The sequence below is a fragment of the Clostridium sp. CCUG 7971 genome (assembly GCF_017590215.1).
GTDB lineage: Bacteria > Bacillota > Clostridia > Peptostreptococcales > Peptostreptococcaceae > Faecalimicrobium.
Map to the genome: position 1 here is coordinate 1 of NZ_JAFFPK010000009.1, position 26315 is coordinate 26315.

The 26315-nt window shown below is 27.6% G+C and carries 22 protein-coding genes and 1 pseudogene; 16 read left to right on the plus strand and 7 right to left on the minus strand.

All coding sequences use genetic code 11. The features are described from left to right. Positions 1 to 141: 141 nt before the first annotated feature. The 3 genes from JWF52_RS01495 to JWF52_RS01505 all read left to right on the plus strand — a co-directional run bounded on the left by JWF52_RS01495 (position 142) and on the right by JWF52_RS01505 (position 4304). Positions 142 to 2106: a cell wall-binding repeat-containing protein gene (locus JWF52_RS01495; RefSeq protein ID WP_208331591.1), complete on the plus strand. Its 1965-nt coding sequence runs from the start codon at positions 142 to 144 to the stop codon at positions 2104 to 2106. A 581-nt stretch (positions 2107 to 2687) separates the two neighbouring features. After that, positions 2688 to 4196, plus strand: a complete 1509-nt coding sequence (locus tag JWF52_RS01500; RefSeq protein WP_208331592.1) for a sodium-dependent transporter — start codon at positions 2688 to 2690, stop codon at positions 4194 to 4196. Beyond that, on the plus strand, positions 4197 to 4304 hold the full coding sequence (locus JWF52_RS01505; protein WP_208331593.1) for a MetS family NSS transporter small subunit: 108 nt from the start codon (positions 4197 to 4199) through the stop codon (positions 4302 to 4304). A 244-nt stretch (positions 4305 to 4548) separates the two neighbouring features. Here JWF52_RS01505 and JWF52_RS01510 read toward each other — a convergent pair whose 3' ends face one another. Next, entirely contained in the window at positions 4549 to 6453 is a 1905-nt protein-coding gene (locus JWF52_RS01510; protein WP_208331594.1) for an FUSC family protein, read from the minus strand. A gap of 886 nt (positions 6454 to 7339) precedes the next feature. Next, complete coding sequence (locus JWF52_RS01515) at positions 7340 to 7483, minus strand: hypothetical protein (protein ID WP_208331595.1); 144 nt, start codon at positions 7481 to 7483, stop codon at positions 7340 to 7342. A gap of 358 nt (positions 7484 to 7841) precedes the next feature. Here JWF52_RS01515 and JWF52_RS01520 point away from each other — a divergent pair, with 358 nt between their 5' ends. The 3 genes from JWF52_RS01520 (at position 7842) to JWF52_RS01530 (ending at position 12037) form a co-directional block, all read left to right on the plus strand. Beyond that, on the plus strand, positions 7842 to 8411 hold the full coding sequence (locus JWF52_RS01520; RefSeq protein ID WP_353654852.1) for a sigma-70 family RNA polymerase sigma factor: 570 nt from the start codon (positions 7842 to 7844) through the stop codon (positions 8409 to 8411). Beyond that, complete coding sequence (locus JWF52_RS01525) at positions 8404 to 9504, plus strand: DUF4179 domain-containing protein (protein ID WP_208331596.1); 1101 nt, start codon at positions 8404 to 8406, stop codon at positions 9502 to 9504. Before JWF52_RS01520 ends, JWF52_RS01525 begins: the two co-directional genes overlap by 8 nt. Positions 9505 to 9970: 466 nt before the next feature. After that, entirely contained in the window at positions 9971 to 12037 is a 2067-nt protein-coding gene (locus JWF52_RS01530; RefSeq protein ID WP_208331597.1) for a methyl-accepting chemotaxis protein, read from the plus strand. Between the two features lie 199 nt (positions 12038 to 12236). Here the strand turns inward: JWF52_RS01530 and JWF52_RS01535 are convergent, their stop codons facing one another. Continuing rightward, entirely contained in the window at positions 12237 to 12443 is a 207-nt protein-coding gene (locus JWF52_RS01535) for a transmembrane-type terpene cyclase (protein WP_208331598.1), read from the minus strand. A 345-nt stretch (positions 12444 to 12788) separates the two neighbouring features. Between JWF52_RS01535 and glpT the strand changes: the two genes are divergently transcribed. Then, the gene (glpT, locus tag JWF52_RS01540; RefSeq protein WP_208331599.1) at positions 12789 to 14117 is read left to right on the plus strand and encodes a glycerol-3-phosphate transporter; all 1329 of its coding nucleotides are present in this window, start codon (positions 12789 to 12791) and stop codon (positions 14115 to 14117) included. Between the two features lie 69 nt (positions 14118 to 14186). On the opposite strand, the gene JWF52_RS01545 is transcribed toward glpT, so the two are convergent. Genes JWF52_RS01545 through JWF52_RS01555 form a run of 3 tightly spaced genes read right to left on the minus strand, consistent with a single transcriptional unit; the run spans position 14187 to position 17279 of the window. Then, positions 14187 to 14540, minus strand: coding sequence for a DUF1667 domain-containing protein (locus JWF52_RS01545; protein ID WP_208331600.1), 354 nt, complete (start codon positions 14538 to 14540; stop codon positions 14187 to 14189). 2 nt (positions 14541 to 14542) lie between these two features. Next, entirely contained in the window at positions 14543 to 15811 is a 1269-nt protein-coding gene (locus JWF52_RS01550; protein WP_208331601.1) for an NAD(P)/FAD-dependent oxidoreductase, read from the minus strand. Then, positions 15801 to 17279, minus strand: a complete 1479-nt coding sequence (locus tag JWF52_RS01555) for an NAD(P)/FAD-dependent oxidoreductase (protein ID WP_208331602.1) — start codon at positions 17277 to 17279, stop codon at positions 15801 to 15803. Before JWF52_RS01555 ends, JWF52_RS01550 begins: the two co-directional genes overlap by 11 nt. Positions 17280 to 17701: 422 nt before the next feature. Between JWF52_RS01555 and JWF52_RS01560 the strand changes: the two genes are divergently transcribed. The 6 genes from JWF52_RS01560 to JWF52_RS01580 all read left to right on the plus strand — a co-directional run bounded on the left by JWF52_RS01560 (position 17702) and on the right by JWF52_RS01580 (position 23541). Beyond that, a complete protein-coding gene (locus JWF52_RS01560) occupies positions 17702 to 18112 on the plus strand; it encodes a peptide deformylase (protein WP_208331603.1) in 411 nt (136 codons plus the stop codon). Positions 18113 to 18142: 30 nt separating this feature from the next. Continuing rightward, entirely contained in the window at positions 18143 to 18853 is a 711-nt protein-coding gene (locus tag JWF52_RS01565; protein ID WP_208331604.1) for a LytR/AlgR family response regulator transcription factor, read from the plus strand. Further along, on the plus strand, positions 18847 to 19110 hold the full coding sequence (locus JWF52_RS19140) for a hypothetical protein (protein ID WP_286183944.1): 264 nt from the start codon (positions 18847 to 18849) through the stop codon (positions 19108 to 19110). Before JWF52_RS01565 ends, JWF52_RS19140 begins: the two co-directional genes overlap by 7 nt. A 271-nt stretch (positions 19111 to 19381) precedes the next feature. Beyond that, a complete protein-coding gene (locus JWF52_RS19145; protein WP_286183945.1) occupies positions 19382 to 20179 on the plus strand; it encodes a sensor histidine kinase in 798 nt (265 codons plus the stop codon). Positions 20180 to 20313: 134 nt separating this feature from the next. Beyond that, positions 20314 to 22827 (plus strand): ABC transporter permease, encoded by a 2514-nt coding sequence (locus tag JWF52_RS01575; protein WP_208331605.1) that lies wholly within the window; start codon positions 20314 to 20316, stop codon positions 22825 to 22827. Between the two features lie 51 nt (positions 22828 to 22878). Beyond that, positions 22879 to 23541, plus strand: coding sequence for an ABC transporter ATP-binding protein (locus tag JWF52_RS01580; protein WP_208331606.1), 663 nt, complete (start codon positions 22879 to 22881; stop codon positions 23539 to 23541). 9 nt (positions 23542 to 23550) lie between these two features. On the opposite strand, the gene JWF52_RS01585 is transcribed toward JWF52_RS01580, so the two are convergent. Then, positions 23551 to 23769, minus strand: coding sequence for an IS3 family transposase (locus tag JWF52_RS01585; RefSeq protein ID WP_286183946.1), 219 nt, complete (start codon positions 23767 to 23769; stop codon positions 23551 to 23553). Between the two features lie 153 nt (positions 23770 to 23922). Between JWF52_RS01585 and JWF52_RS19590 the strand changes: the two are divergent. From JWF52_RS19590 to JWF52_RS01600, 3 genes and pseudogenes are all read left to right on the plus strand, one after another. Continuing rightward, positions 23923 to 24129: pseudogene (locus tag JWF52_RS19590) on the plus strand (ATP-binding cassette domain-containing protein); the annotation flags it as partial. 508 nt (positions 24130 to 24637) lie between these two features. Next, positions 24638 to 25324, plus strand: a complete 687-nt coding sequence (locus JWF52_RS01595) for a GntR family transcriptional regulator (RefSeq protein WP_208331607.1) — start codon at positions 24638 to 24640, stop codon at positions 25322 to 25324. A 136-nt stretch (positions 25325 to 25460) separates the two neighbouring features. After that, positions 25461 to 26312: an SDR family oxidoreductase gene (locus tag JWF52_RS01600; protein WP_042276285.1), complete on the plus strand. Its 852-nt coding sequence runs from the start codon at positions 25461 to 25463 to the stop codon at positions 26310 to 26312. The last annotated feature ends 3 nt before the right edge of the window (positions 26313 to 26315 follow it).

The following is a 26315-nucleotide window of genomic DNA, read 5'->3' on the forward strand; positions in this document are numbered from 1 at the left end:
AGAATCGTCTCCACCATTAAAATCCACGAAAATACATTGGCAAATCTGTTAATGTATTTTCGTGGATTTTACTATACAAAAATTTTAACAAAAAAGATATAATTAATTTAGAGAATTTATTACAAATAAGGGGACAGTAATATGAGAAAATATAATAAAAATATAGGAATTATTTTATCGGGAGTAGTAATAGCTACGAGTACACAAATCACAACGCTATCGCATGCATTAGAACCGAATACAATCCAAACTACACTAGAAAAAAATATAGAAGAAAACATTTCGAAGACTTCTGATTATAAAAAATCAGAGGTTATAGCAGTAACAAACGAAAAAGAGTTAATAGAAGCCTTAGAAAATGAAAATATAAAAACAGTAGAGATAAAGAATGATATAGCCATGACTGGATCTTTCCTTAGCGGGTTCGATATAGATATAAGAGGAAATGAAAAAGAAATAAAAGGAAATGGATACACAATAAGTAATGGTGAAGGTTCATCAAATTGGTTCACTTTATATGCAAATACAAAAATAGATAATTTAAAGCTAAGAGGAGGACAAATATTTGTAGAAGAAAAAAAATTAGAGATAGTAAATAACAGTGAACTAAACGGTTTTTCAATAGCGTTGGACGGAAATGAATCATTGGGCGGAGATGTATCATTAGAAAATGTAAAACTAAATGGCACATCAATACATGGTAAAGGGAATTTAGTTGTAAATTCAAGCAAATTAAAAAATAGTCATATTTCAGTGAGGGCTGATAAAGAAAAAATTGGAATAGCGAAGATAATCAATACTGAAATAAATGGTAAGGGATATGGTGATGCACCAATAGATTTAGATGGAGGAAGTGTAGAACTAGAGAATATAAAAATAACAAATCCAGGAGACCATGCAATATATGCAAAGGGAAGCAAAGAATCAGGTGGTAAGGTAAGAGTAAAAGGAACATTAGAGATAGATGGTGCAAAAAAAGATGCAATAGTTTTGAAGAAAGGTGATAATAGTAGTACAGAGAATCCATTAGAGCTATATATAGATGGAGATATAAAGCAAAAAGGAGATACATATACAATAAAGGCAGAAGAAGGACCATATACTAAGATATATTATAATGAAAGTAAAATAAAAAAAGTAATTGATAAATGGTCACATGTGTATTATAGTACTAAAAATAGAGAAGGAAATGAACCAGAGTCTATTGTATATTCAAATAAATTAGTTGGAGAGAATAGATACAAAACTGCTGTAAAAGTAAGTAATGAAGGGTGGGATAGCGCATATCGTGCAGTACTAGTAAACTCAAATTCAATAGCAGATGCACTTAGTGCAACACCATTTGCCGAATCTGAACATGCACCAATACTTTTGACAGAAGCAAATAAATTAAATAGTGAAACTAAAAAAGAATTATCAAGGCTTGGCACTGGAATAGTTTACGTAATAGGTGGAGAGAGTGTTGTATCAAATTCAGTTATAAATGAATTAAAGTCTATGAATATTACTGTAGAGAGGATAAGTGGAAAAGATAGATATGAGACATCTTTAGAGATAGCTAAAAAACGAGATTATGCATCAGAAATAGCAGTTGTAAATGGAGTAACAGGACTTCCTGATGCAGTAAGTATTGCACCAGTTGCAGCAGATAAGAGAATTCCAATCGTATTAGCATCACCAAAAGAAGGAACTAAGGTATTTGACCAATATATAAAAGATAAGAATATAAAGAAATCTTACATCATAGGAAGTGACGCAGCTATATCAAATGAAATAGCAAATAAACTACCAAATCCAGAAAGATTAGGTGGGATAAATAGAAATGAGACTAATGTAGCTATATTAGAAAAGTTCTACACAAGTGAAGAATTAAATAACATATTTGTTGCTAAAGATGGAATGAAGAATCAAAATGATTTAGTAGATGCATTGGCAGTAGGTGTATTAGCAGCTAAAGAAAAGTCACCAGTAGTTATAGTAGAAAATAATTTAAATGATAAGCAAGAAAGTTTATTATCTAAAAAACAGCCTAAGGGGATAACTCAGGTTGGTGGAAATGGAAATGAAAATGCATTTAATAAGTTAGTAAATATGTTTAAGAATTAATTTGGAGATACTATTATAATCGTAGTTAACATTTCTAAGAATCGTCTCCACCATTGAAATTCACGAAAACTCATATCTAATAACAGGTATGAGTTTTTTACTTGTCGATAAAAATATATTGACAGAAATAAAATAGTAGGATTATAATAAATAATAATTTAAAAAATGGAGGAAATATTATGAAAATTACAAATTCGAAAACAACAATAATATCACAATTTAATAGAGTACTCTTGTTAGTAGCCGATTTAATTTAGCAATTGTGTTTATTGATATATATAAATTTATATTTATTACTGTCATAGATGCAATTGCTACATTAGATAATTGCATCTATGACGGCTAATTTTTATTTTACATAAAGTAAGCCTCATAGAATTATTATGAGGCTATTATTATATTATTTTTGATAAAATAAGCCTCATAGATTAATATGGGGCTTTAATTATATCCTAGGTGTAAAGCTCTATATATAACTATGGGGCTTTTATTTTATATTTTAGCAAAACTTTAGCAATAGACCTATATAGGCTGTTGACCAAATAGTTATGCTAAATAAATTTAGCTTAGGAGGAAATAAAATGCAAGAAGATAGAGAACAATGGGGAACTAAGATTGGATTTATACTTGCTGCAATTGGATCAGCAGTAGGTTTAGGTAATATATGGAGATTTCCTTATGTAGTATATTCAAATGGAGGAGGTGCATTTTTAATACCTTATTTATGTGCTATATTTACAGCAGGGATACCACTTTTAATATTAGAATATGGAATGGGACATAAGTTTAAAGGTTCAACACCACTTTCTTTAGCAAGAGCAAACAAAAAATTTGAATGGATAGGATGGTGGCCGATAATTAGTTCGTCGGTTATATTATGCTATTACTCAATGATATTAAGTTGGGCAATTAAATACATGAATATGAGTTTTACTAAAGCTTGGGGTAAAGATTCTAATTCATTTTTCTATAATGATTTCTTAAACTTATCAGATTCACCACTTAATTTTGTAGGAATAGTTTGGCCTATATTAATAGGTATTGCGATAATATGGGTTATAAATTGGTTTATATGTTACAAAGGAATAAAATCAGGCATAGAAAAAACTAGTAAGATATTATTACCATCTCTATTAGTAATAATGATAATAATTGTTATAAGAGGTGTTACTTTAGAAGGTGCAAGTGTTGGGTTAAATACATTATTTACACCAGATTGGGATAAGGTAAAAAATCCTCAAGTTTGGATAGCTGCATATGGACAAGTATTTTTCTCATTAAGTATAGGTACTGGTATAATGATGACATATTCAAGTTACTTACCTAAAAAGACTGATATAAATAATAGTGCATTTATGACTGCGTTTGCTAACTGTGGATTTGAGTTTCTATCGGCTATAGGAGTATTTGCAATACTTGGAGTAATGGCTACAAGCCAAGGTGTACCTATGGAAGAAGTTGTTACAGGTGGAATAGGGTTAGCATTTATAGCTTTTCCTAAGGTATTTACAATGATGGGGATATGGGGGAATATATTAGGAGTTTTATTTTTTTCTTGCCTAGTGTTTGCAGGTATAACATCATCAGTTTCTTTAGTAGAAGCAATATCATCAGCTGTAATAGATAAGTTTGATGGGAAGCGTAAAAAAGTTGTTACATATATGTGTTTAATAGGATTTGCTACAAGTATAGTATTTGCAAGTAATGCAGGTTTATATTTACTAGATATTATGGATAACTTTATAAATAATTATGGAATAGTTGTAGTTGGACTATTAGAAGCTTTTATTATCGGATGGATAATTAAGCCTAAGGTTATAAGAGAACATACAAATAAGATATCTTATTTTAAAATCGGTAAGTGGTGGGATATAATTATAAAATATGTAACACCTACTTTATTAACAATAACCTTAATTCAAAGTCTTATAAATGAGTTTAAAAGTCCTTATGAAGGTTACGATTCAATATCTTTATTATTATATGGCTGGGATATTATAGCTCTTGGAATTATAGGTGGATTACTAATTAGTAAAAAGTCTTGGAAGAATAGTAAGTTAGAGAATATAAGTAGTAAGGAGATATTATAAATGACAAGTGTATCAATAGGATTTTTTATATTAGGAGCGACAATTCTTTGGGGTGGATTTATAGTAACTTTAGTTATAACCATTAAGAATGAGAGAAAAACAAATTAAGTAATATACTAAAATATAGTAGTTATAACAGATTTATCAGGTATATGCTAGTAACTGATTCACTGTGTGTCTGAGAATTTCTTGTGGTTTAATGACCACTCAGGACGAAAAAATTTAAAAAGATGTGAAAATAATAATTGGTATTATTCCTGTGAATCGTTTCAATCATTGATAGCTACAAAAAGGTCTAGCTCATATATTTATTGGAAGCTAGACCTTTTTGTAGCATTTCATAGTTGCAAACTTAGATAGTTAAAAATTGATATAAATCAGCTTGATTTTCTTCATTATAACCAATACTGTTTATTTCACTTAATATATTTAAAACTTTTGTAAATATATATATTTCTTTAAAATTATTTGAAGATTTTATATCTTCTTTAATTCTAGATTCTAGAATTTTTATAGTATTAGAGTTTTCTATATTCTTTTTTAATTTAGAGAATACATAGCTATAATCTTTATTATTTTTTTCTAATAAGTGAATTTGATATAAATCATTTATTATTATTTTACTTTTGTTTATTAAAGACATATCCATATCCAAACCATTAATTTCAAGATAATTTGTTCTTAAATCTATTAAAGATGGAACTAAAGATAAAATAGCAACAGAACTTTCGCTTTTTTCCTCTCTATTAAGAAGCACTCTTTCCATCATTTTATTTAATACTTTTATTTCGATATTATTTAAATTTTTCTCTTCATTTGAAAGATGACGAGGGAATAAAAGTTTACTAGCTACTATAGCTATAACTGCACCTATTATAACGAATACAACTCTGTTCATTATAATAAAGTTAGGATTAGTTACAGATAGTGTAGCAGAAGCGACTGAAGAAAATGTAATAAATATTACCATGTTTCTGTAGTCAGACATATATGACATTATATAACCAGCAGATACTAGCATTAAAGTTCTTAAAGTTGGATCAGGAATTAAATTAAATAATACTCCTATTAGTATAGCACCTAATATAGTACCAATAACTCTCTTTTTAGTCCTACTTACAGTATACTCTGAGTGTAATTGTGTTAATGTAAATGCTGTATATAAAGCCCAATTTCCGTACTCTATATTAAATAATGTTATAACGAAGTAAATTATTGAAACCACTATACCTAATCTTAATCCATAGGCAAGTCTAGTTTCTTCTAATTTTAAATGTCTCTTATGGATAGTTGAATCTTTAAATTCATCATCAAGAGATAATTTAACTTTAGCATCTTCTTCTTTATTATTAACATTAGAATAGTCTTTTATTTCACTGTTTAAAATTTTAACAGTATTTATAAAATCATAAACATCTGTTGAATTATTATCTTTATATTTATTTTTTAATTCAGAGATACTAATAGAAGATTTTTTATCTTTTATATCTTTTAGTACTGTAGATATATCATATAAAAGCTTTGAATTTACATTTGAACCTTTTATATTATCTAGTAATATGTTTATTTTTTCTAAACAAGATAATATAGTAAGAGTATTTCTTCCACACTCTGTAAGGTTTAACTTATTTTTTCCACTATTAAACACACATGATTTAAGCTCATTTATATATATAGATAATGCTTTATCTGTATTTACTGTATCTTTATTTGACTTTATTAATTCTATTTTTAGTAATATATTATTAAATATAGAATTAAATATTTTATCTCTTGATTTAGATAATTTGTTTTTATTAGCTAATAATTGAGCAGCCATTATTAAAATCGGACCTGCAATTAATGCTAAAAATCTAACTGGTAAATCTGCAGCTGGCACTGGGCTAGTCATAAGTAACAAGTAGTGTAGTGCAAATAAAGAATTAACTGGACTTTGTAGCTCATAACTGAAGTAATATCCTATAAATGCTAATATAGCAAAGTTAAGTATTAATGCTAATATTAAATTTTGAGAAACTAAAAGGGCGCATACTCCAAATACTAAATTAATGCCTATTAATCCAAATAAATTTTTTAGTGGATGAATAGTTAAATCTTTTGGTAATAGAACTAACATTAATACTATGCTAGTAACTCCAAGTAGTGAGTTTTCTTCTCCAAACATACCTTTGAATGTACTTACTAATAAAACTACGACTAAAAATATTAAAGTCTTAGAGAAAATAAGTGATATAATCTCTTTTTTGTTTTTATTCATTTCTCTATATTCTCCTTATTACCATGGTTATACTTGGTTTTTTGATATTCATAAATAATATCATATATTTTTCTATAAAACAATTTTTTTATACGGATATAAATCGAATACTAAACATAAAAAATAAAATAATATATGAGTTATATGCAGGTCATATATTTTATATCATTGATATATTTCGACTGAATATGTATAAAATCTACAAAAAATAAAATATAATTCAAAAAAATTATTTATTATTAAAGATTTATAAAGAAAATATTCTACAGCTAAAGTAAAATGAAGTCCTATTTATTTGGAGGTTTATTAATGGTGATATGAAGAAATACATTTTGGTGGAGTGTAGCTGGATTTATAGCTTCTTTTCCAATGCTATATAGCACAATTCCAGTTGGGTACTGCTAGGTGGTTTTCTTGGGATTACGTATTTGATCCTATTATAGAATCCGAATTAATCTTAGATGATTAGTAGCCACTGATCTAGAAAAGGAAATAAATGATAAAAATATCTCAACTAGAGTAATTGTACAAGTAAAATTTAAAAAATAATTAGCTTTCTTATAGAATTTTACTTTTTTCATCTAGTACATTATATAGTAATTGATAGGTATTTCTAATGTTTTCTGTATATATAGTTGTGTTAAATGCAATACCTAAACATTCTCTAAATAAAAACAACTGATATTCCATAAAAAAGAAACCAGATTAGTGACAATGAAATCTGAGCAAGAAGTAGGTATCAACCCTATAAAGAACAATGAAATTGATTCTAAAACCAGGTCTAGTTTTCTCCAATTTCCCTTGAATCTATGTCTTACAAGTATAGCTCTAACTAATTCACTAAATGTAGCACTTAGTATACAAGTAACCATTGGAATGAAGTAGCTTAGTAATCTTGCAACTGACCAAGTGCAATTCTAATTCCTAATTTAGACATATTAGCAGTGTGTATATTAGTTAATATATTATGTATTGTAATGTAGGTATATCCATTAATATGACCTTCAACAAAGGTTATTATCATCATCATAAACACAGGATTTTACCAAGGAGGGAGATTCTGTTTTATATGATTTTTATCATCCATATAATTCCACATCTTATATATGAATATTACAATTAATGATTTATGTATTATACCCTAGACTAGGATATTTTTTATATTAGGAAAAGAATTTGAAAATATAACTTAAGTAGAATAGAATTGTAGGTACTATATTCGCGATTCGTTTACAACATTTAAAATCCACAAAAAACATATTGATAGATTAATTAATGTGTTTTTTATTTTTGTTGAAAAATAATTTTGAAAGTTTTTATTAAAATTTGCAACTTAATGTAAAAAAGGCGTGTCTATATATGTATAGCAAAAGCAAGGGAGGTAGTATGTGAATAATATAGTTTTTTTACCATATATAAGAAAAAAAGAAAATTTGTCTGAAGAAAGACTAATAAAAAAATCTATAAAAGGAGATGGGGAGTGCTTTGAAGAGTTAGTAAAAAAGTATAAATCTTATTTATATAAAGTGGCATATAGTTATACAAAAAACGAAGACAAAGCACTAGATTTGATACAAGAATGTACATATAGAGCATGGAAAAATATAAAAAATTTAAAGCAGGAATCATCATTTAAACCATGGATATCTAAAATACTTGTAAACATAGCTATAACTACAATAAAAAAAGAAAGCAAAATTATCATAAGTGAAATCGATGAAAATATAGTACATGTTAAAAAGGAAATATCAATTGAAGAAAAAGTAGATATACATGAAGCTATAGATACCTTAAAACCTGAGTATAAAATGGTAATAATATTAAAATATTTTGATGATATGACTATTGAAGAGATAGCATATGTAATGGAAATACCAATAAATACAGTAAAAAGCCATCTTAGAAGGGCAAGACAAAGTATGAAAAATATACTAAAGGAGGACTATCTATATGAGTAAAAATTATTTTGATAAAATAGAAGTACCAGAAAACATAGATTTATTTATAATAGAAGGGATAAAAAAAGCTTCATATGAAAAAAAGCGTGATAAAAAGAGAAATGTAAAAAATATCCTTATAGCTAGTATTTCAGGAATAATAATAATTGGAGTTATAAATCCAGCATTAGCAGCTAAAATACCACTTGTAGGTAATATTTTTGAGATGATTGAGAAAAATTTAATATTTCCATCAAATTATTCTCAGTATTCTACATCAGTTAATCAAGTAGCTAAATCTAATGGTATAAGCGTAACATTAAAAGAAGTTGCTAGTGATGGGTTCAAACTATACGTAACATACTTAGTTGAGAATGAAAAAGCATTTAAATGGACATATACTGAAGAAAAATATAAACATTTAGATGTAGCTCAATTAGATACAATAGAAGCATACAATAAAGTAAGTTTTACTGATAAAGAATTACCAACATGGGATATAACGGGTTTAAATGGTAAATTTATAGATAAAAATACATTTGTAGGGATGCATACATATGATTTAGAAGGCTTAGGAGAAGAAATACCAGATGAATTTGATTTTCAAGTGAAGATAACATCGTTTATGACAAATAAGCAAGGAGTACGAATGCCGTTTTTAAATGATACAAAAAGATATAATGGAACTTGGGCTTTTAAAGTTCCTGTAAAAATAAATAGAGAGCTAAGTAAAAAAATAGATTTTAAAGATGATGAACAAGAAGAGATTACATTAGACTCAATAGTAATTACACCGTTTGAAACTCTATTAACAGTTGATTATAAAGATAAAGAGTCTATAGATGAAAAAGGTTTAGAGTTATACGAGATTAAATTATATAATGAAGATAATACAGAGATAAGATTAAAAGGAGGGAACACATACGAAGGTGAAAAAAAGTACATTTTTAATAAAGTTAACGAAAATAATAAAAAGATAAGAGCGGTATTATATAAATATAGTTATAAACTAGCCGATGATAAGTCAAATAAGTTAAATATAGTAGACTTAGATGGAACTGAATATGAGAAATTTGAAGAAAAAATTCTTGATAAGAGTATTGAAATAAGTTAAAAATATTATAAAACTGAAAAAGACAATCTATATTTCTATATATCACAAACACTCATGTTCATTGAATATGAGTGTTTGTGATATATAGAAATATATTAAATAGACAACAGTAATAAAAATACATTATAATACCTAAATTATTTATAATAATATCCGATTATATTAATATATAGTATAAAATTAAATAAAATTAGCAGACCAAGAGTGATTTGACAATTCAAAGCTATAGGTAATTTTTTAAGTTAGCCAGTTTCACAAATTTGTCTTTTAGAGAAGAGTGTTAGTAGGTTTATGTTGATGCTCTTTTATTTTACACATTATGCAAGTGAATTCTAATAATTGCAATATTTTAATGTGAAAAATGCTCGATTAGACGAATAAATCATTAAGACTTAAATAGTTAATTTTATTAATAATGCTAAAAAATTAATAGGCAAAGTAAAATAATATAGGGAGATAAATAGAAATGAAATTTAAGTTAAGACACAAAAGTAAAGACAACAGCAAAAGTATAAAGACTAAACTTACTTTAATAATTGTTTGTTTTGCAGTTATTTGCTGCTTATTATTAGGAGCAATCACAAGTTTTCTAAATTATAAGACTTCTAATGATATTTTATCAAAGGCAGTTGTAGAAACTACTAAGCAAGCTTCTAAAACAGTTTCTCAAAAAATTATAAATCTTGAAAATGCAGCAACTCAAATAGGTATTATTAAAGAAATTTCAGATCCCAATGTAAGTAAAGAAGAAAAACAAAGCATTGTAGCTAGACAGGAAAAGCTATATGGATTAACATTAGGTCATATTTTAGATATAAATGGTATAGAACTTTTCAATGGAAAAGATTATTCTGATAGAGACTATTTTAAAATTTCTATGGCAGGAAAATCGTATATGAGTAGCCCTATTGTTAGTAAAACAACAGGGGAACTTACAATGCTAGTTTCATCACCTATTTGGGAAAATGGGGTAAAAGGTAGCAAAATAGTAGGAGTTGTAACTTTTAATGTAAATAAAGATTTTTTAAATGATATTGTTGCTGATATAAAAATAGGCGAAAATAGTTATCCTTACCTTTTAGATAAAGAAGGAACAACAATTACGGCTAAGGACACTAGCCTTATTGGAAAAGAAAATACTATAAAAAAATCAGAAACAGATAAAAGTTTGATTCCTTATGCAGAGGCGGATAAAAAGGTTATTTCAGGAGAAACAGGATCTTTTAATTTAGAATACAATGGTGAAGAGAAGGTTTTAGGATATGCTCCAGTACAACATAGTGATGGTTGGGGTATAGGTATAACGACAAATAAAAATGATTTTCTTGGTGAAATGTATACTTCAATAATAATTACAGTAATATTAGCTATAGTATTTACAATTGTAGCATTTATTGTAGCAATAAAGCTTTCTAATAAAATAGGAAACCCATTAAAAGAATGTAGTGAAAGACTAGAAATGTTAGCTGAAGGTGATTTAAATTCAGAAACTGCAGTTGTAGATGAAGATAATGAGATAGGTCTAGTAGCGGATGCTACAAGCAAAATAGTTGATGACTTTAGAAAAATGATAAATGCATTAACATATATATTAACTGAAATTAGCAATGGTAATTTAGACGTTAATGTAAATAATGCGGAATTAAGTGATTTATTTGTAAATGATTTTGAACCTATGTTAGTATCTGTAAATAAAATTGTAGATAGTTTAAATAGTACTTTAACACAAATAAATGTTGCAGGTGAACAAGTTGCAATTGGTTCAAATCAAGTGTCAGAAGGTGCACAAATACTTTCACAAGGAGCTACAGAACAAGCAAGCTCAATTCAAGAGCTTTCAGCAACTATAAATGAAGTTTCATCACATATAAAGCAAACTGCAGAAAATGCAGTAAGAGCAAAAGAAATATCTATGAAATCAAGTATTGCTATAGATAGAGGAAAAGACCAAATGCAAGAAATGGTTGCTGCAATGAATGAAATTAGCAACACATCAAATAGAATCGGAGATATAATAAAAAATATTGATGATATAGCATTCCAGACAAATATTTTAGCACTTAATGCAGCCGTAGAAGCAGCACGTGCTGGAGAGTCAGGTAAAGGATTTGCTGTCGTTGCTGATGAAGTTAGAAATCTTGCTGCAAAATCTGCACAAAGTGCGAAAGATACATCTGATTTAATTGAAAAAGCACTTATAGCAATAGAAAATGGTACAATAATTGTTTCAGAAACTGCAAAGTCTCTTGAAGAAGTTGTTTATAGTGCACAAGAGTCATCAGAAATTATACAAGAAATTGCAGATGCAAGCAATGAACAAGCGCAGCATATTAATCATGTAAATATTGGAGTAGAACAAATATCTACAGTTGTACAGGCTAATTCAGCAACTTCTGAAGAAAGTGCTGCTTCAAGTGAAGAGTTATCAAGTCAAGCTCACATGCTAAAAGAACTTATTGGTAAATTCAACTTAAAGAATGAGCAAGACAAGTTCTTTGATAGCAAAATGATATTTGATAGTAAAGAATTTTAAATATAATTTTATATTATAATCGTGGACATTATCCCTGTGAATCTTCTCAGCCATTGAAATTAATAAAAAACGTATTGATTTAGTAATCAATACGTTTTTTATTTTAAATAATAGCATAATAAAATGATATTTTACTCAAAGAATATTTCTTCTTAAAATCCTTATAGCTATATTAAAAAAGGTATAAGCTGTTATAAGGTCAAGAACAAACCATATTAAGCACACTATCTTGAAATACATCACTTTTATAGATAAATGCAAATACGAACTCCCATGATAGATTAAGGCATATTGCAAGAAATGGCATACCATAAGTTTTGTCTTTAACACTTTTCTTAATTATTAATATGTAAGTTATAATCCAGAATAATCCGCTTAATCCTTGTAATATTATATCAGAACTCAAAAAAACGCCCCTTTATATACTTATGAAGTATATAAATACAATATAATAAATATATTTTAGATATAAATCATTAAAGGTTCAAATGACATACAAATTAAGTACAGTTTATTAAAACATTTTTAAGGTAACGAATATGGAGAAAAAGTATTAAATATATAATTTGGAAAAGTTGTTGAAAATTAAAGTGTTGTATGCTACATTTTATGTTGTGGGTAAAAGTTTAGAGAAAATACAATACAACGTGCGCTAGAGAATGAGAGCCAAGCACAAGCCTTAAAATATTGGTATTAAAAATACTAATATAGGCTTAGCTTGGCTTTTTTTAGCGTGAAAGGGGGATTTTTAATGTTAAAATTTTTAAAGCCAGCGCCATATGTAAACAGGTTACCAGAAGAAGAAATAGCTCCAACGTATAAGAGATATCGTATCCAAATGTTTATAAGTATTTATGTAGGATATCTTATATACTATTTTGTAAGAAGTAATTTTGCCTTAGCAAAGGTTTATCTTATAGAACAGGGGTTTACAAAAGTTGAGATAGGGTTTGTTGCATCAGCTTTAGGATTATCTTATGGTATTAGTAAATTTGTAATGGGGAATATATCAGATAGATCTAATCCAAGATATTTCTTAGCAATGGGTCTTATATTGTCTGGTATAGTAAATTTATTTTTACCAAATGCAACTAATGTTGCTTTTATGTTTGTTTTAATGCTATTAAATGGATGGTTCCAAGGAATGGGATGGCCTCCATGTGGTAGAATAATGACTCACTGGTTTTCAGATAAGGAACGTGGTGTAAAAATGTCTATTTGGAACACTGCACATAATATAGGTGGAGGCTTTATAGCTACAATTGTATTAATTGGAGTATCATTATTTGGAACATGGAAAGGTACTTTTTATTTACCAGGAATAATAGCAATTGTAGGTGGATTAATATATATTATATTTGCAAGAGATACTCCACAATCTGTTGGATTACCGCCAATTGAGGAATTTAAAGATGATTATCCAGAGTATGAGGTTGAAGTTAAAGATGCTGAAGCAGAACTTAGTGCTAAGGAAATTCTATTTAAGTATGTATTAAATAATAAGTTTTTATGGTGTGTAGCCCTGGCAAACGTTTTTGTATATTTAGTTAGATATGGCGTTATAAACTGGGTTCCCACATACCTACAAGAAGTTAGAAATTTTAACCCAAAAGATTCTTCTATAGCATTTGCATTATTTGAATACGCAGCTATACCAGGAACTATTATAGTTGGATGGATTAGTGATCATATATTCCATGGTAGACGTGCTCCAATGGGAATAATATGTATGGTTGGGGTAGCTATAGCGACAATGGTATACTGGAAAAGCACAAGTCCGTTTGCTATAAATTGCGCATTGGCATCAATAGGAGCATTAATTTATGGGCCTGTTATGTTAATAGGGGTAAGTGCATTAGATCTTGTTCCTAAAAAGGCAGCTGGAACTGCGGCAGGATTTACAGGTTTATTTGGATATATGGGAGGTCAGGTATTAGCTGAGTTGGCAATGGGTATGGTAGTTGATAAATTTAATTGGGATGGAGGATTTATAATGCTAATAATATCTTCAATCTTAGCAATAGTATTTTTATCATTTACTTGGAATACTCATAATATAAAAGAAAAATCTAATGCTTAGTTAGATATATAATTAAAGGGGGTTCGTAAAAACGAACCCCCTTTAATTATATTAATTTATATTATTGGTTTATGCTATAGTTTTACTACTTACAATATCAACACCTGTACCTAAAACATCTTTGATTATTATATCTCCTACATTAACAGGAGACGTAACAGTTATACTATCTAAGGCTTCCATAACATCAAACATCATACCTTTAGGTACAGAGCCATTAGTCTTAACTGGAAGTAAGTTTAAGTAAGAACCGTCAAGCTTAACTGTAGAAGTTATAACTCTTTTAGGGCTAGTTATTTCTTCAATACCGTATTTTTCTCCTCTTTTACAAGTATTACCACTTACTTTATATGTGCCATCTATCTTATCAATAACCATTCTACAACCCATTGGACAAACTACACAAGTAACTTCAGTTTTCATAATTAAACCTCCTCAACACTTATATAGATATCGCTATCTATTTTACCTAAAAGGTCTTTATTTATATTAATACGCTCCATTTCAGAAGGTATCATATGAGCCCTTTTCTTTTCAAAAATAACTTCATTATTACATCTAACTACTAGCTTTTTACCAGTACATATACTACGAACTCTCATAAATAGATTTACATCTTCATTAGAGTTTGTATTTATATATTGAGGAACCACATAACCAATTCCATCACTAGCAACGGTTTTTATATTATTAGATGCACAAGAATCATTTTTAGACTTCTTGTTTAAAACATATAAAGCAGCATTTTTACCAGCAATTCTACTTTCTTTTGTAACAAAGTCAACTAAATCATGAACATGAACAACATTACCACAAGCGAAGAAACCTTCTTTATTTGTAGACATACTATTATTAACTATAGGGCCGCTTGTTTTGTTATCTAGATTAATACCAATACCACTAGAAAGTTCATTTTCAGGAATTAATCCAACTGAAAGTAAAACAGTATCACATTCTATAAATTCTTCGCTACCTTCAATAACCTCTCTATTATCATTAAGCTTAGCTAAAGTAACTCCGCTAACTCTATCTTTTCCGTGTATATAGTTTATACAAGTTTGTAATTTTAAAGGTATATTAAAATCATCTAGACATTGTACTATGTTTCTTGTAAGTCCGCTTGAGTGAGGATTTATTTCTACAACACATTGAACCTTAGCACCTTCTAATGTCATACGTCTGGCCATAATAAGTCCGATATCACCAGAACCGTAGATGACTACTTTTTTACCAACTAAGTATCCTTCCATATTAATAAATCTTTGAGCGGCACCAGCATTATAAACTCCAGCAGGTCTATATCCGGGAATGTCTATAGCACCTCTAGTTCTTTCTCTACAGCCCATTGCAAGAATTACAGCATCTGCACTTATTTCTATAAGACCATCTTCGCCCATAGCAGATATAACTTTTTTATCATTAGATTCATCTATATTAAGAACCATAGTATTTAACATAAAGTCTATATTTTCTTCTTGAACCATTTTTATAAATTTACCGGCATACTCAGGTCCTGTTAATTCTTCTTTAAACTCATGAAGACCAAATCCATTATGGATACACTGATTTAAGATTCCCCCAAGTTCTCTATCTCTTTCAATTATTAATACTTTTTCACAACCGTTTTTCTTAGCTTCTAGAGCAGAACCTAATCCAGCTGGACCACCACCGATTACAACAACATTATATTTCAACAGTCTCACCCCTTAACTCTTTTATTTTTCCTACAACCATATTTGAACCTTCATAATCTTTTAAAACATCTTCAACAGATATATTTAACTCTCTAGCTATTATTTCAACAACCTTTGGACCGCAGAAACCTCCTTGGCATCTTCCCATACCAGGGCGAACTCTTCTTTTAACCCCATCAACAGTTCTTGCACCACATGGTCTGTTTATAGCATCTATAATTTCTCCTTCAGTTACATTTTCACATCTGCATATTATAGTTTTATGCTTAGGATTTTTCTTAACAGCTGAAATTTTTTCATCATTAGTCATTTGAGAAAATGGCTTATCTTTTATTCTTATAGGATTAAAATTAGCATTTAATTCTAAAGACTTACTATCTCTGGCAAAAATATCTTTTAATATACCTTCAACATAAACAGCTATACCAGGAGCAGAAGCAAGTCCTGGAGATTCAATTCCAGCTACATTTATAAAACCTTTTGATTTTTTAGATTCAAATATTATAAAGTCACCTGTATTTGGAGTAGCACGAATTCCAGCAAAAGAAGTTATAGTTTTTGAGAAATCTATATTCTGCACAGATTTTAAAGCTTTATCCATTATTTCTCTTAAGCCAGATTTAGTAGTTGTTATATCTTCTAATTCAACTTGCTTAGCGTTTGGACCAACAAGTAAGTTTCCATGAACTGTTTTAGTAACCAGTATTCCTTTACCTTTCTCAGTAGGACATGTAAATAATGTGTGTACAGCCTTATTTCCTTCAACTTTATCTAATATTTTATACTCACCTTTTCTTGGGATTATATAAAATTCATCTCCACCAATTAAGTTATTTATTTTATCAGAATATAAGCCAGATGCATTTATAACATACTTTGATTTTATAACACCATTTACAGTTTTTATTTCAAAGTATTCTTCATTATCAGAAGTAACTTTTTTAATATCTATAACTTCGCTTTGTAAATTAAGTTCAACACCATTATCAATAGCATTTTCCATAAGTGCAACATTTAGGTTAAATGGACAAACTATACCTGCACTTTTGCATAAAAGAGCGCCAATTACATTTTCACTAACATTAGGCTCTATCTCTTTAACTTTATTTCCATCTATTATTTCAAGGCCAGAAGCCCCATTTTTTAATCCTCTTTTATAAAGCTCTTTTATATGAGATAAGTCTTTATCATCAAAAGCCAAAACTAAAGATCCATTTTGCTTAAACTCAACATTAAGATCTTTGCAAAGAGAAGGGTATAGGCTATTTCCTAAAACATTTAGCTTTGCTTTTAAGCTACCTTCATAAGCATCAAATCCACCATGAACTATAGCACTATTAGCTTTAGTTGTACCTTGGCATACCTCAATACCTTTTTCTAAAACAACACTTTTTAAATTATATCTAGATAGGTTTCTGGCGATAGCACTTCCTGTTATTCCAGCTCCTATTATAGCTATATCAAACATAAATAAATCCCCCTGAGTATTAATATTTGGCAAAAAAACAGAGAGCCCACCTATAATTTATTATAGAAGGCTCTCTTATCTCTGCCATAAATATTTAATTAATATAATTTCGTTCATAGAATTATATTAACGTTTTCATTACCATAATTATATTCCATAATTTTGAATTTGTCATTATATTAAATTAAAAAACTTTCATAAATAAATAGCTTTAAATATTTTGTACAGTAGCTAAATTAGATTGAATAAAATATTATTTCATTAATGGAGGATTATATTGCTATAGTTAATGTTATCTATTATGTACTTACTGTACTTAATAATAATATTTTGGTAGAATTTAAAATATACACTACTTTACTCGGTTAAATAAATCATAAGAGTATTATAATAAAAACAAATCAGAAAGGTTAAAAATATTTATGATAAGAAAAATTGTAAAAGACATATCATTTTTAGAACAAAAATCAGAATGTGCAACAAAAGAGGATGTAGAAGTTATCAATGACTTAATCGATACGTTAAAAGCAAATTTAGATCATTGCGTGGGAATGGCAGCTAATATGATAGGAGTAAAAAAACGTATATTGGTATTTTGTGCAGGTAATATGATAATTCCTATGGTAAATCCAGTTATATTAAAAAAAGAGGATTCTTATGAAGCGGAAGAAAGTTGCCTATCTTTAATTGGATCTAGAAAAACAACAAGATATGAAACAATAGAGGTAGAATATCTAGATAAAAATTTTAATAAGCATAAGCAAATATTCACTGGATTTACTGCACAGATTATCCAGCATGAATTAGATCATTTCGAAGGTATAATAATTTAGTAAAAAATTACATCAGGGGGAAGGGAATTGATGATAAAAATAGTAATTTGTGAAGATGAAAAAAATCAACAAGAGTTATTAAAAGCTCATATTGAGAAAATATTTAAAGAAATTCCTATAAAATATAGTCTAGATATATTTAATTCAGGGGAAGAATTACTTGAAAATTATTCTAAAGATATTGATATAGTCTTACTAGATATACAATTAAATGAAATTAATGGAATGGATACGGCTAGAAAAATTAGGTTTTTAGATAATAAAGTAGAAATTATCTTTATTACATCTTTAATAGAGTATGTACTAGAAGGTTATGAGGTAAGAGCTTATAGATATTTAATGAAACCAGTAAAATATGATGATTTAAAAGAGAATATAATAAACTGCATAAAAGAAGTGGATATAAAAAATAAATATATTATGATAAAAGAACAAGGGAGTCAAATTAAGATAGACATAAATGAAATAACTTATGTAGAAGTGCAAAAAGAAACTATAACTATACATACTTTAAATGAGATTTATAAAATAAATGGAACAATGAATAATATTGAAAAGGAGATAGATTGTAGTAGATTTTTTAGATGCCACAAGAGCTTTTTAGTTAATCTAGAACATGCAAAAAGTATAAAACAGTATGTTGTAATACTTGAAAATGGTGAAGAAGTACCTGTTAGTAGGTATAGGTTTAAGGAGACAAAAGATAAATTTTTTGACTTAATAGAGGAGAGGCTATGTTAGTTAGCACATATAGTTTAGCTGTTTTAAACATGGTAATGTTTATAGTTTTATTTTTTATGTTAATGAATAAAAAAGGTTATGTTTATCGATATAAATTTGATGTTCAGTTTATACTGGCAAGTATAGGCTTACTTTTGATGATTAAAAGAGGATTAGGTTTTGGAACGAAATCGTTACAAGCGATATTACTAATGTTTTTAATGATATATTTAATTTGTAAAATTTTTATGAAGTTAATACAAGAAAATCTGTTGTAACTTCATTAATATATAGCTTAGTTTATATTTTAGTAGAATGTAGTATTTTTTGTTTTTTACAACTTTCACTTAATAATATAGATTATATACCTGAAAGGACTCTTATAATTAATTTTATTATTTTTTTGTAAGTATATGCTTTTTTAATAGGCTCCAAAATATTTATAAAAATAAGAAATATTACTTATATATCCTATTAACCACTACAATTAACTTATTAATAATCTTACTTATAAATAAGTCATATACAGATATAAGTGTTTTATATGATATGGTAGTTAAAAATAATATTGATTTTTATTATGTTTCAGACATGCTTAAATTTTCATTTACTATTAAAGAGACATTTCCTTATCTTTTACTTATAGTAAGTGTATTATTAGTATCTATATTTTTAAACTCTATAAAATCAGAAAAAGAAAAAGCTAAAGCAGCACTTGTAAATGAAAAATTAGATATGCAATATAAATACTATTTAATGGTCAAGGAATCACAAGAAAAAATGAGACAAGTATACCATGATATGAACAATCATATGGAAAATATAAAGTCATTAAAAAATAGTAGTGAAGATGTAAATAAATATATTAACAATATAGAAGATGAAGTAAAAGAAACTAAAAGTATTTATAATACAGGAAATGTATTACTAGATATTATTTTTTATGAAAAAAGTAAAGTCTGCATGGAAAATAATATAGATTTTAATGTAGGCATAGATTTTAGTAAATGTGAGTTCATAGAAATGATTGATATAAGTAGTATATTTTCAAACTTAATAGATAATTCAATAGAAGCATGCAATAAAATTGATGATAATAATATAGAAAAATATATAACTATAAAAGGTACTTTTATAAAAGGGTATTATGTAGTTAGATGTGAAAATAGCAATACAAATAAAGTAATAATTAAAAGTAATAAGATTTTAACGAATAAAAAAGATAAATTACTTCATGGAATAGGTCTTGAAAGCATAAAATCTTCAATAAAAAAATATAATGGAGAATTAAAAATTAAAGATAGTGAGCATAAATTTATAGCTACTATTCATATACCAATATGCTAGTTGTCGGTGAAAAAATACCACTTGTCGGACTTATATTGAAGCAAAACTTTAGAAATGCTACCTTCTATACAAAGAAGGTAGCATTTTTTTATATGCCTTTAAGACAATTTTATACGAAAAATAGGAGGGAAATGATGAGAGTAAGTTTTAGACTAGCTATAGCATACTTAAAAAAACAAAAGGGAAGAACTTTATCGTTAATAATTAGTATTGCATTAGCTGTTATGTTAGTATTTACACTTAATTTAGTGCCCGAGTCTAAGAATAAACATGATATAAAAGAAGCGTATAAAAACTTTAGTGACTATCATGTAGAATACAGTAATCTTAACATAGAAACTGTAGATAAATTAAAAAATGATAAGACTATAAAAGTTATCAATGATGTTATAAACCTAGGTAATGCAGTAAGTAATAAAGGAGTATCTATAAGTCTAAACTCTTATAGCAAAGGTTTTATAGATTCTTATAGTTATAAGGTTATAAAAGGTAATGAACCTAAAAATGAAAATGAAATAGTAATAGAAGAAAAAGCTCTTAAAGAGATGGGTTTAAGCGATAAACTAGGACAAAGTATTGATTTTAATATTATTAAAAAATATAATGATGAAAATAATAAAAATCAGATTTATAGCAAAGAGAAGTCATTTAAGTTAGTTGGAATAGTAAAAAAGCCAGATAAATTTTATGAGGGAAATTTATACTATAAAGTAAAAGCATTTACCAAATACACAGAAAATCAAAGTATTTTACCTAAAGAATTAACAAGTCATTCAGGTGTACTTAATTTTACGACTAGTACACCTAGTATAGATATGGCAAGTAAAGCAATAGCCAAATATAAATTAGATGAGGAGAAATTTAGGATAAATGTAGAACTAAATGCAGCTATACAAAATTATGGTAAGTATAGAGATGAAAAGACTAAGCTTAATAATAAGTTGATTCCTATGGTTGCAGCTACCCTAGTTATATATAACATATTTAATATTATATTAATAGATATGAAAAAACAAATAGGAATGATAAGAGCAATAGGTATGACTAAGAAAAATGTAAGGAACATGGTATGTATCCAAAGTTTTATAGTCTTACTTATTGGACTAGTAGTAGGATTTTTACTTGGAACAATAGCATCATATATAGGTCTTAGAAGTTTATACAATGAACATATAAGTGTTTATATAAATAAAAAAAGTATAATAGAGCCTTTAAGTATGGCAGTAGTTTCAGTAGCTATGGCCAGTATTTTTACTATTTATAAGTGTAAAAAGATATCTCCAATAGAAGCTATTAGAAGTACTAATAGTTCAAAGTCAATAAAAAAAGATAGATTTTATCATAAGTTAATAAGGAAAGTATTTAGTATTACGGGATATATGGCATACAAAAATATATGGAGATATAAAACAAGAACAATTTTATCAATACTTTCAATAAGTATGACAGGTTTTTTATTTATAACTAATATGGTTGCATTTAACCAAAGTAATAAGAATGTAGACAGTCTTAGCATGACTATTACGGAAATGGGAGAAAGTGATATAATACTTAGTCATAATTCTAATAACTCAAGTGAATATTTTAATGAATACACAGATGATGAAGCAAGTAAGATATCTAAGGTAGATGGAGTTAGTGGATTAACTAAGAAAATGAATGTTGCAGGATACTTAAACTCAAAAAAAGAAAGTATAAGCGACTATTATAAACAAAATAATCCTCTAAATAGCGATGAATTAAATTTAGAAATAGGAACAACTATAAAAGGATACGATAAAAGTAATCTTAAAGAACTAGAAAAATATCTAGAAGATGGAAACATAGATAACCTAAAAGAAGAAGGCAATACAATAAGTGGGGTAGTATCTAACCATTTTTATTCAGGTTCAGTAGTATCAAAGGATTCAATTACATTAAAAGATTTAAAAGTAGGAGATATTATTGAAGTTAAGGTTCCAGTAACTAATGGTAAAGAATTAAAATATGTTAATCAAAAAATTAAAGTTGCAGGACTATTAAACCCTGACTATGTTTTAAATGCTGAAGGTGGAATGGGCCCACGTTTCCAAGTGATATTAGATAAAAATAGTTTTAAAAATTTAACAGGAAAAAAAGGATTTAATAATATATCTATAAAATTACAAAAGGATAAAGAAGAAGAAGTTGTTTCAAAGGTGAAAGAAATAATAAATGAATATGATTTTAAGGAAATGGAAAGTAAATATGAAAATAGGAAAATATCTACTGAAGGAAATGACAAACTTAAAAAAGAGGTATTAGTGAGTGTAATAATTACAATGGTTATATCATCTATAAATATAGCTTGTATAGTTATAACAAATATAATGATTAGAATTAAGGAAATTTCAACACTAAGAGCTATTGGAATGAGTATGAAAAATATTAAAAAAATGATACTAAAAGAAAGTATTATATATGGTGTTTTAAGTTCAATAATAGCTGGAATATTTTCTAGTTATGATGTTTATAAAAATATGCAAAGAGCAAATGAAGTTTTTTCTCAAGGATTGGGAATTAAACAGGCATATGAATTTAAGATACCCGTAGTAGAAATACTTCAGTTTGGGGTAGCCGCGATACTTATATGTATAATTGCTGGATATTTAGCAAAAACAGAGTTTTAAAATTAAGTATAGTAGAAGGTCTTAGAAATGAAGAGTAAAGGTGGGGCTGAGATGAACATATTAGATGCGATAAATTTAAGTAAGACTTATGGAAAAGGCGAAAATAAAGTAGAAGCATTAAAAAATATTAACTTATCTATTGAAAAAGGAAAATTTACAGCAATAATAGGCCCTAGTGGTAGCGGTAAAAGTACTCTACTTCATTGTATAGCTGGTCTTGATAGTATAACAAGTGGAGAAGTTATACTAGATGGAGATGATATATCTAAGTTATCAGAGGATAAATTATCAAAGCTTAGGAGTAGAAAATTTGGATTTATATTTCAAAGTTTTAATTTAATACCAGTTATAAGTGTGTACGATAACATAGTACTTCCAGTAGATATAGATAATAAAAAAGTAGATAAAAAATACATTGATAGCATAATTGATATCTTAGGACTTAGAGACAAGATTAATAAATTTCCAAATCAATTAAGTGGTGGTCAGCAACAAAGGGTAGCGATAGCTCGTGCACTTGCAAATGAGCCAGAGATAATATTTGCGGATGAGCCTACAGGAAATCTAGATAGTAAGACAACTGATGAAGTTATTAATCTTCTTAAAGAGAGTGTTAAAAAATTTGGGAAGACTTTGGTTATGATAACTCACAACAATGATATAGCAAATATAGCGGATAAAGTAGTTGTTATAAAAGATGGAAAAATAGCTTAAACTAAATAATCAAACTAGGCAATTAAGGCCTGACTTCGATATTCCAACGGAGCCAGACCATCTAATTTTTTGTAATCTTTTTTCATTATAAAATTTTATATGATTATCTATTGCTGATTTTAATTCATCAAATATATGAAATTTATTTAAATAGTACATCTCTGATTTAATAATACCCCAAAAACCTTCTATAGAACCATTGTCTATACATTTTGCTACTCTGGACATACTTTGAACTGCTCCTTGCTTATCTAACTTATCTTTTAAGGCTTTATGTGTATATTGGAATCCTCTATCACTATGAAATAATGGATTTAAGGTTTATGTATTAGATGGGATAGATTTAGAAATACAACCTCATAAATTCACATCTATAATCTAATACCAGTCATAAATGTATATGACAATATAATTCTTCCAGTATCTGTAGATGGAAAAAAAGAAGACAAAGAGTACATAAATACTTTAATTGAAAAGATAGGTATATCAAATCAAGTTAATAAATTTCCAAATGAACTTTCAGGAGGGCAACAACAAAGGGTTACAATAGCTAGAGCACTTGCAAACAAACACTCTGTAATATTTGCAGACGAACCTACTGGAAATTTAAACTCAAAAACTACAGATGAAGTAATAGATATTTTAAAAATGTGTGTTAAAGAATTTAATCAAACATTAGTTATGATAACTCATAATGATGAAATTGCAAAAATGGCTGATAGAATTATAACTATAGCTGATGGAAAGATAGTTGAATGGTAAGATATAGAATAAGGTAAATAACACACAACAATTAAATATCAAGATTATATAAATGGATAGCGATTAAGCTATCCATTATTTTTGTTTTACTAGTATAAAAATACTGTGTTATAAAAATAAGTTTATATCTAAAAGTTACATTCTTAAAACAAAGTATTTTACCTAAATTTGTTAGCAAAACTCAAAATAAAAACATTAAAAATAATATAATAAATTCTTTTTACTCTTTAAATTTATCTAATTAAGAGATATTATAAAAAAGAATATATATTAATATACTAGAATATTAATACTAATTTTATAACATAGATTAAAATAATATATTGGAGGAAAAATGATACTTTACAAGAGAAAACATAAAGAAACAGCGAAAGAATATGCTTATAGAGTTTTAAAAGATAACATTATGTCTTTAGATTTAAAACCAGGTGAATTGTTAAGTGAATCTAATTTATCTGAAACATTGAATATATCTAGAACACCAATAAGAGAAATATTAATGAGATTAAAAAATGAGCATCTTATAGAGGTTAAACCGCAAGCGGGAACTTATGTATCATTGATAAATAGAGATCTTATAAATGAAGCAATATTTATGAGATCTGTATTAGAAAAAGAAGTATTAAAAGAAGCTTGTAGGGAATTTCCAGAAGAATTATTTATAGAACTAGAAAAAAACTTATTCGCCCAAAAACTAGTTGTAGATAAAGAAGGAAAAGAAATTGAGTTTCATAATTTAGATAAAAATTTTCATAGGATAATATTCCTAGGATGTAATAAAGGTAATATATGGGATACTATTATGAATATAAGCACTCATTACAATAGAATGAGGCTTTTATCTGAAATGAAAAGTAATAAAATGCAAATAATAAAACATCATGAAGAAATGATAGAGATAATTAAAAATAATGAGTTTGATAAGATAGATACATATGTAAATAAACATATAGTAGAGCCTGCAAATGAATGGGAAATATTAATAAATGAAAATGAAGAAATAAAGGCATTTTTCCAATAAAAGTATATAAAAAATACATCTGTAATTACAGGTGTTTTTTATTTGTAATTTTTTGTAGAATTTAGGGAAAAGGTATTGCATTAGAAAAATTAATATGCTAGTATACAAGTATATAAGAAAGGTGGAGGTACAACAGATGAAATTACCATTTAATATTGATTTAAATAATAAAGTAGCTGTAGTAACAGGTGGAACAGGAATACTTTGTGGGGCTATGGTTGAAGCTTTAGCTAAATGTGGAGCTAAAGTAGCTATACTTGCATTAGGAAAAGATGCTTGTGAAGCTAAAGCCCAAGAAATAATAGATAATGGTGGATGTGCCATAGGAATAGAAGCTAACGTTTTAGATAAAGAAAGTTTAAAAAGAGCACATGAGATAATACTAAAAGAATTTGGACCATGTGATATATTAATAAATGGAGCAGGTGGAAACCATCCAAAGGGAACAACAACTAAGGAATACTTATTAGAAGAAGATTTAGATAATGAAGAATTAACATCATTCTTTGATTTAGATCCAAAAGGAGTAGAATTCGTATTTAACTTAAATTTCTTAGGAACATTACTTCCATCACAAGAGTTTAGTAGAGATATGATAAACAGAGAAGGGTGTACAATAATAAATATATCTTCAATGAATGCATACACTCCACTTACTAAAATACCAGCATACTCAGGAGCAAAAGCTGCAGTAAGTAACTTCACTCAATGGTTAGCTGTACATATGTCAAAAGTAGGTGTAAGAGTAAATGCTATAGCACCAGGATTCTTTGTAACGGCTCAAAATGAAAAATTATTATTTAATGAAGATGGATCTCCAACAGAAAGAAGCCAAAAGATATTAAATAGTACACCAATGGGAAGATATGGAGAAGCTGAAGAATTAATAGGAACATTATTATATTTAGTAAGTAGTGAAGCATCAGGATTTGTAAATGGTGTAGTAATACCAGTAGATGGTGCATTTAGTGCTTACTCAGGTGTATAGGAG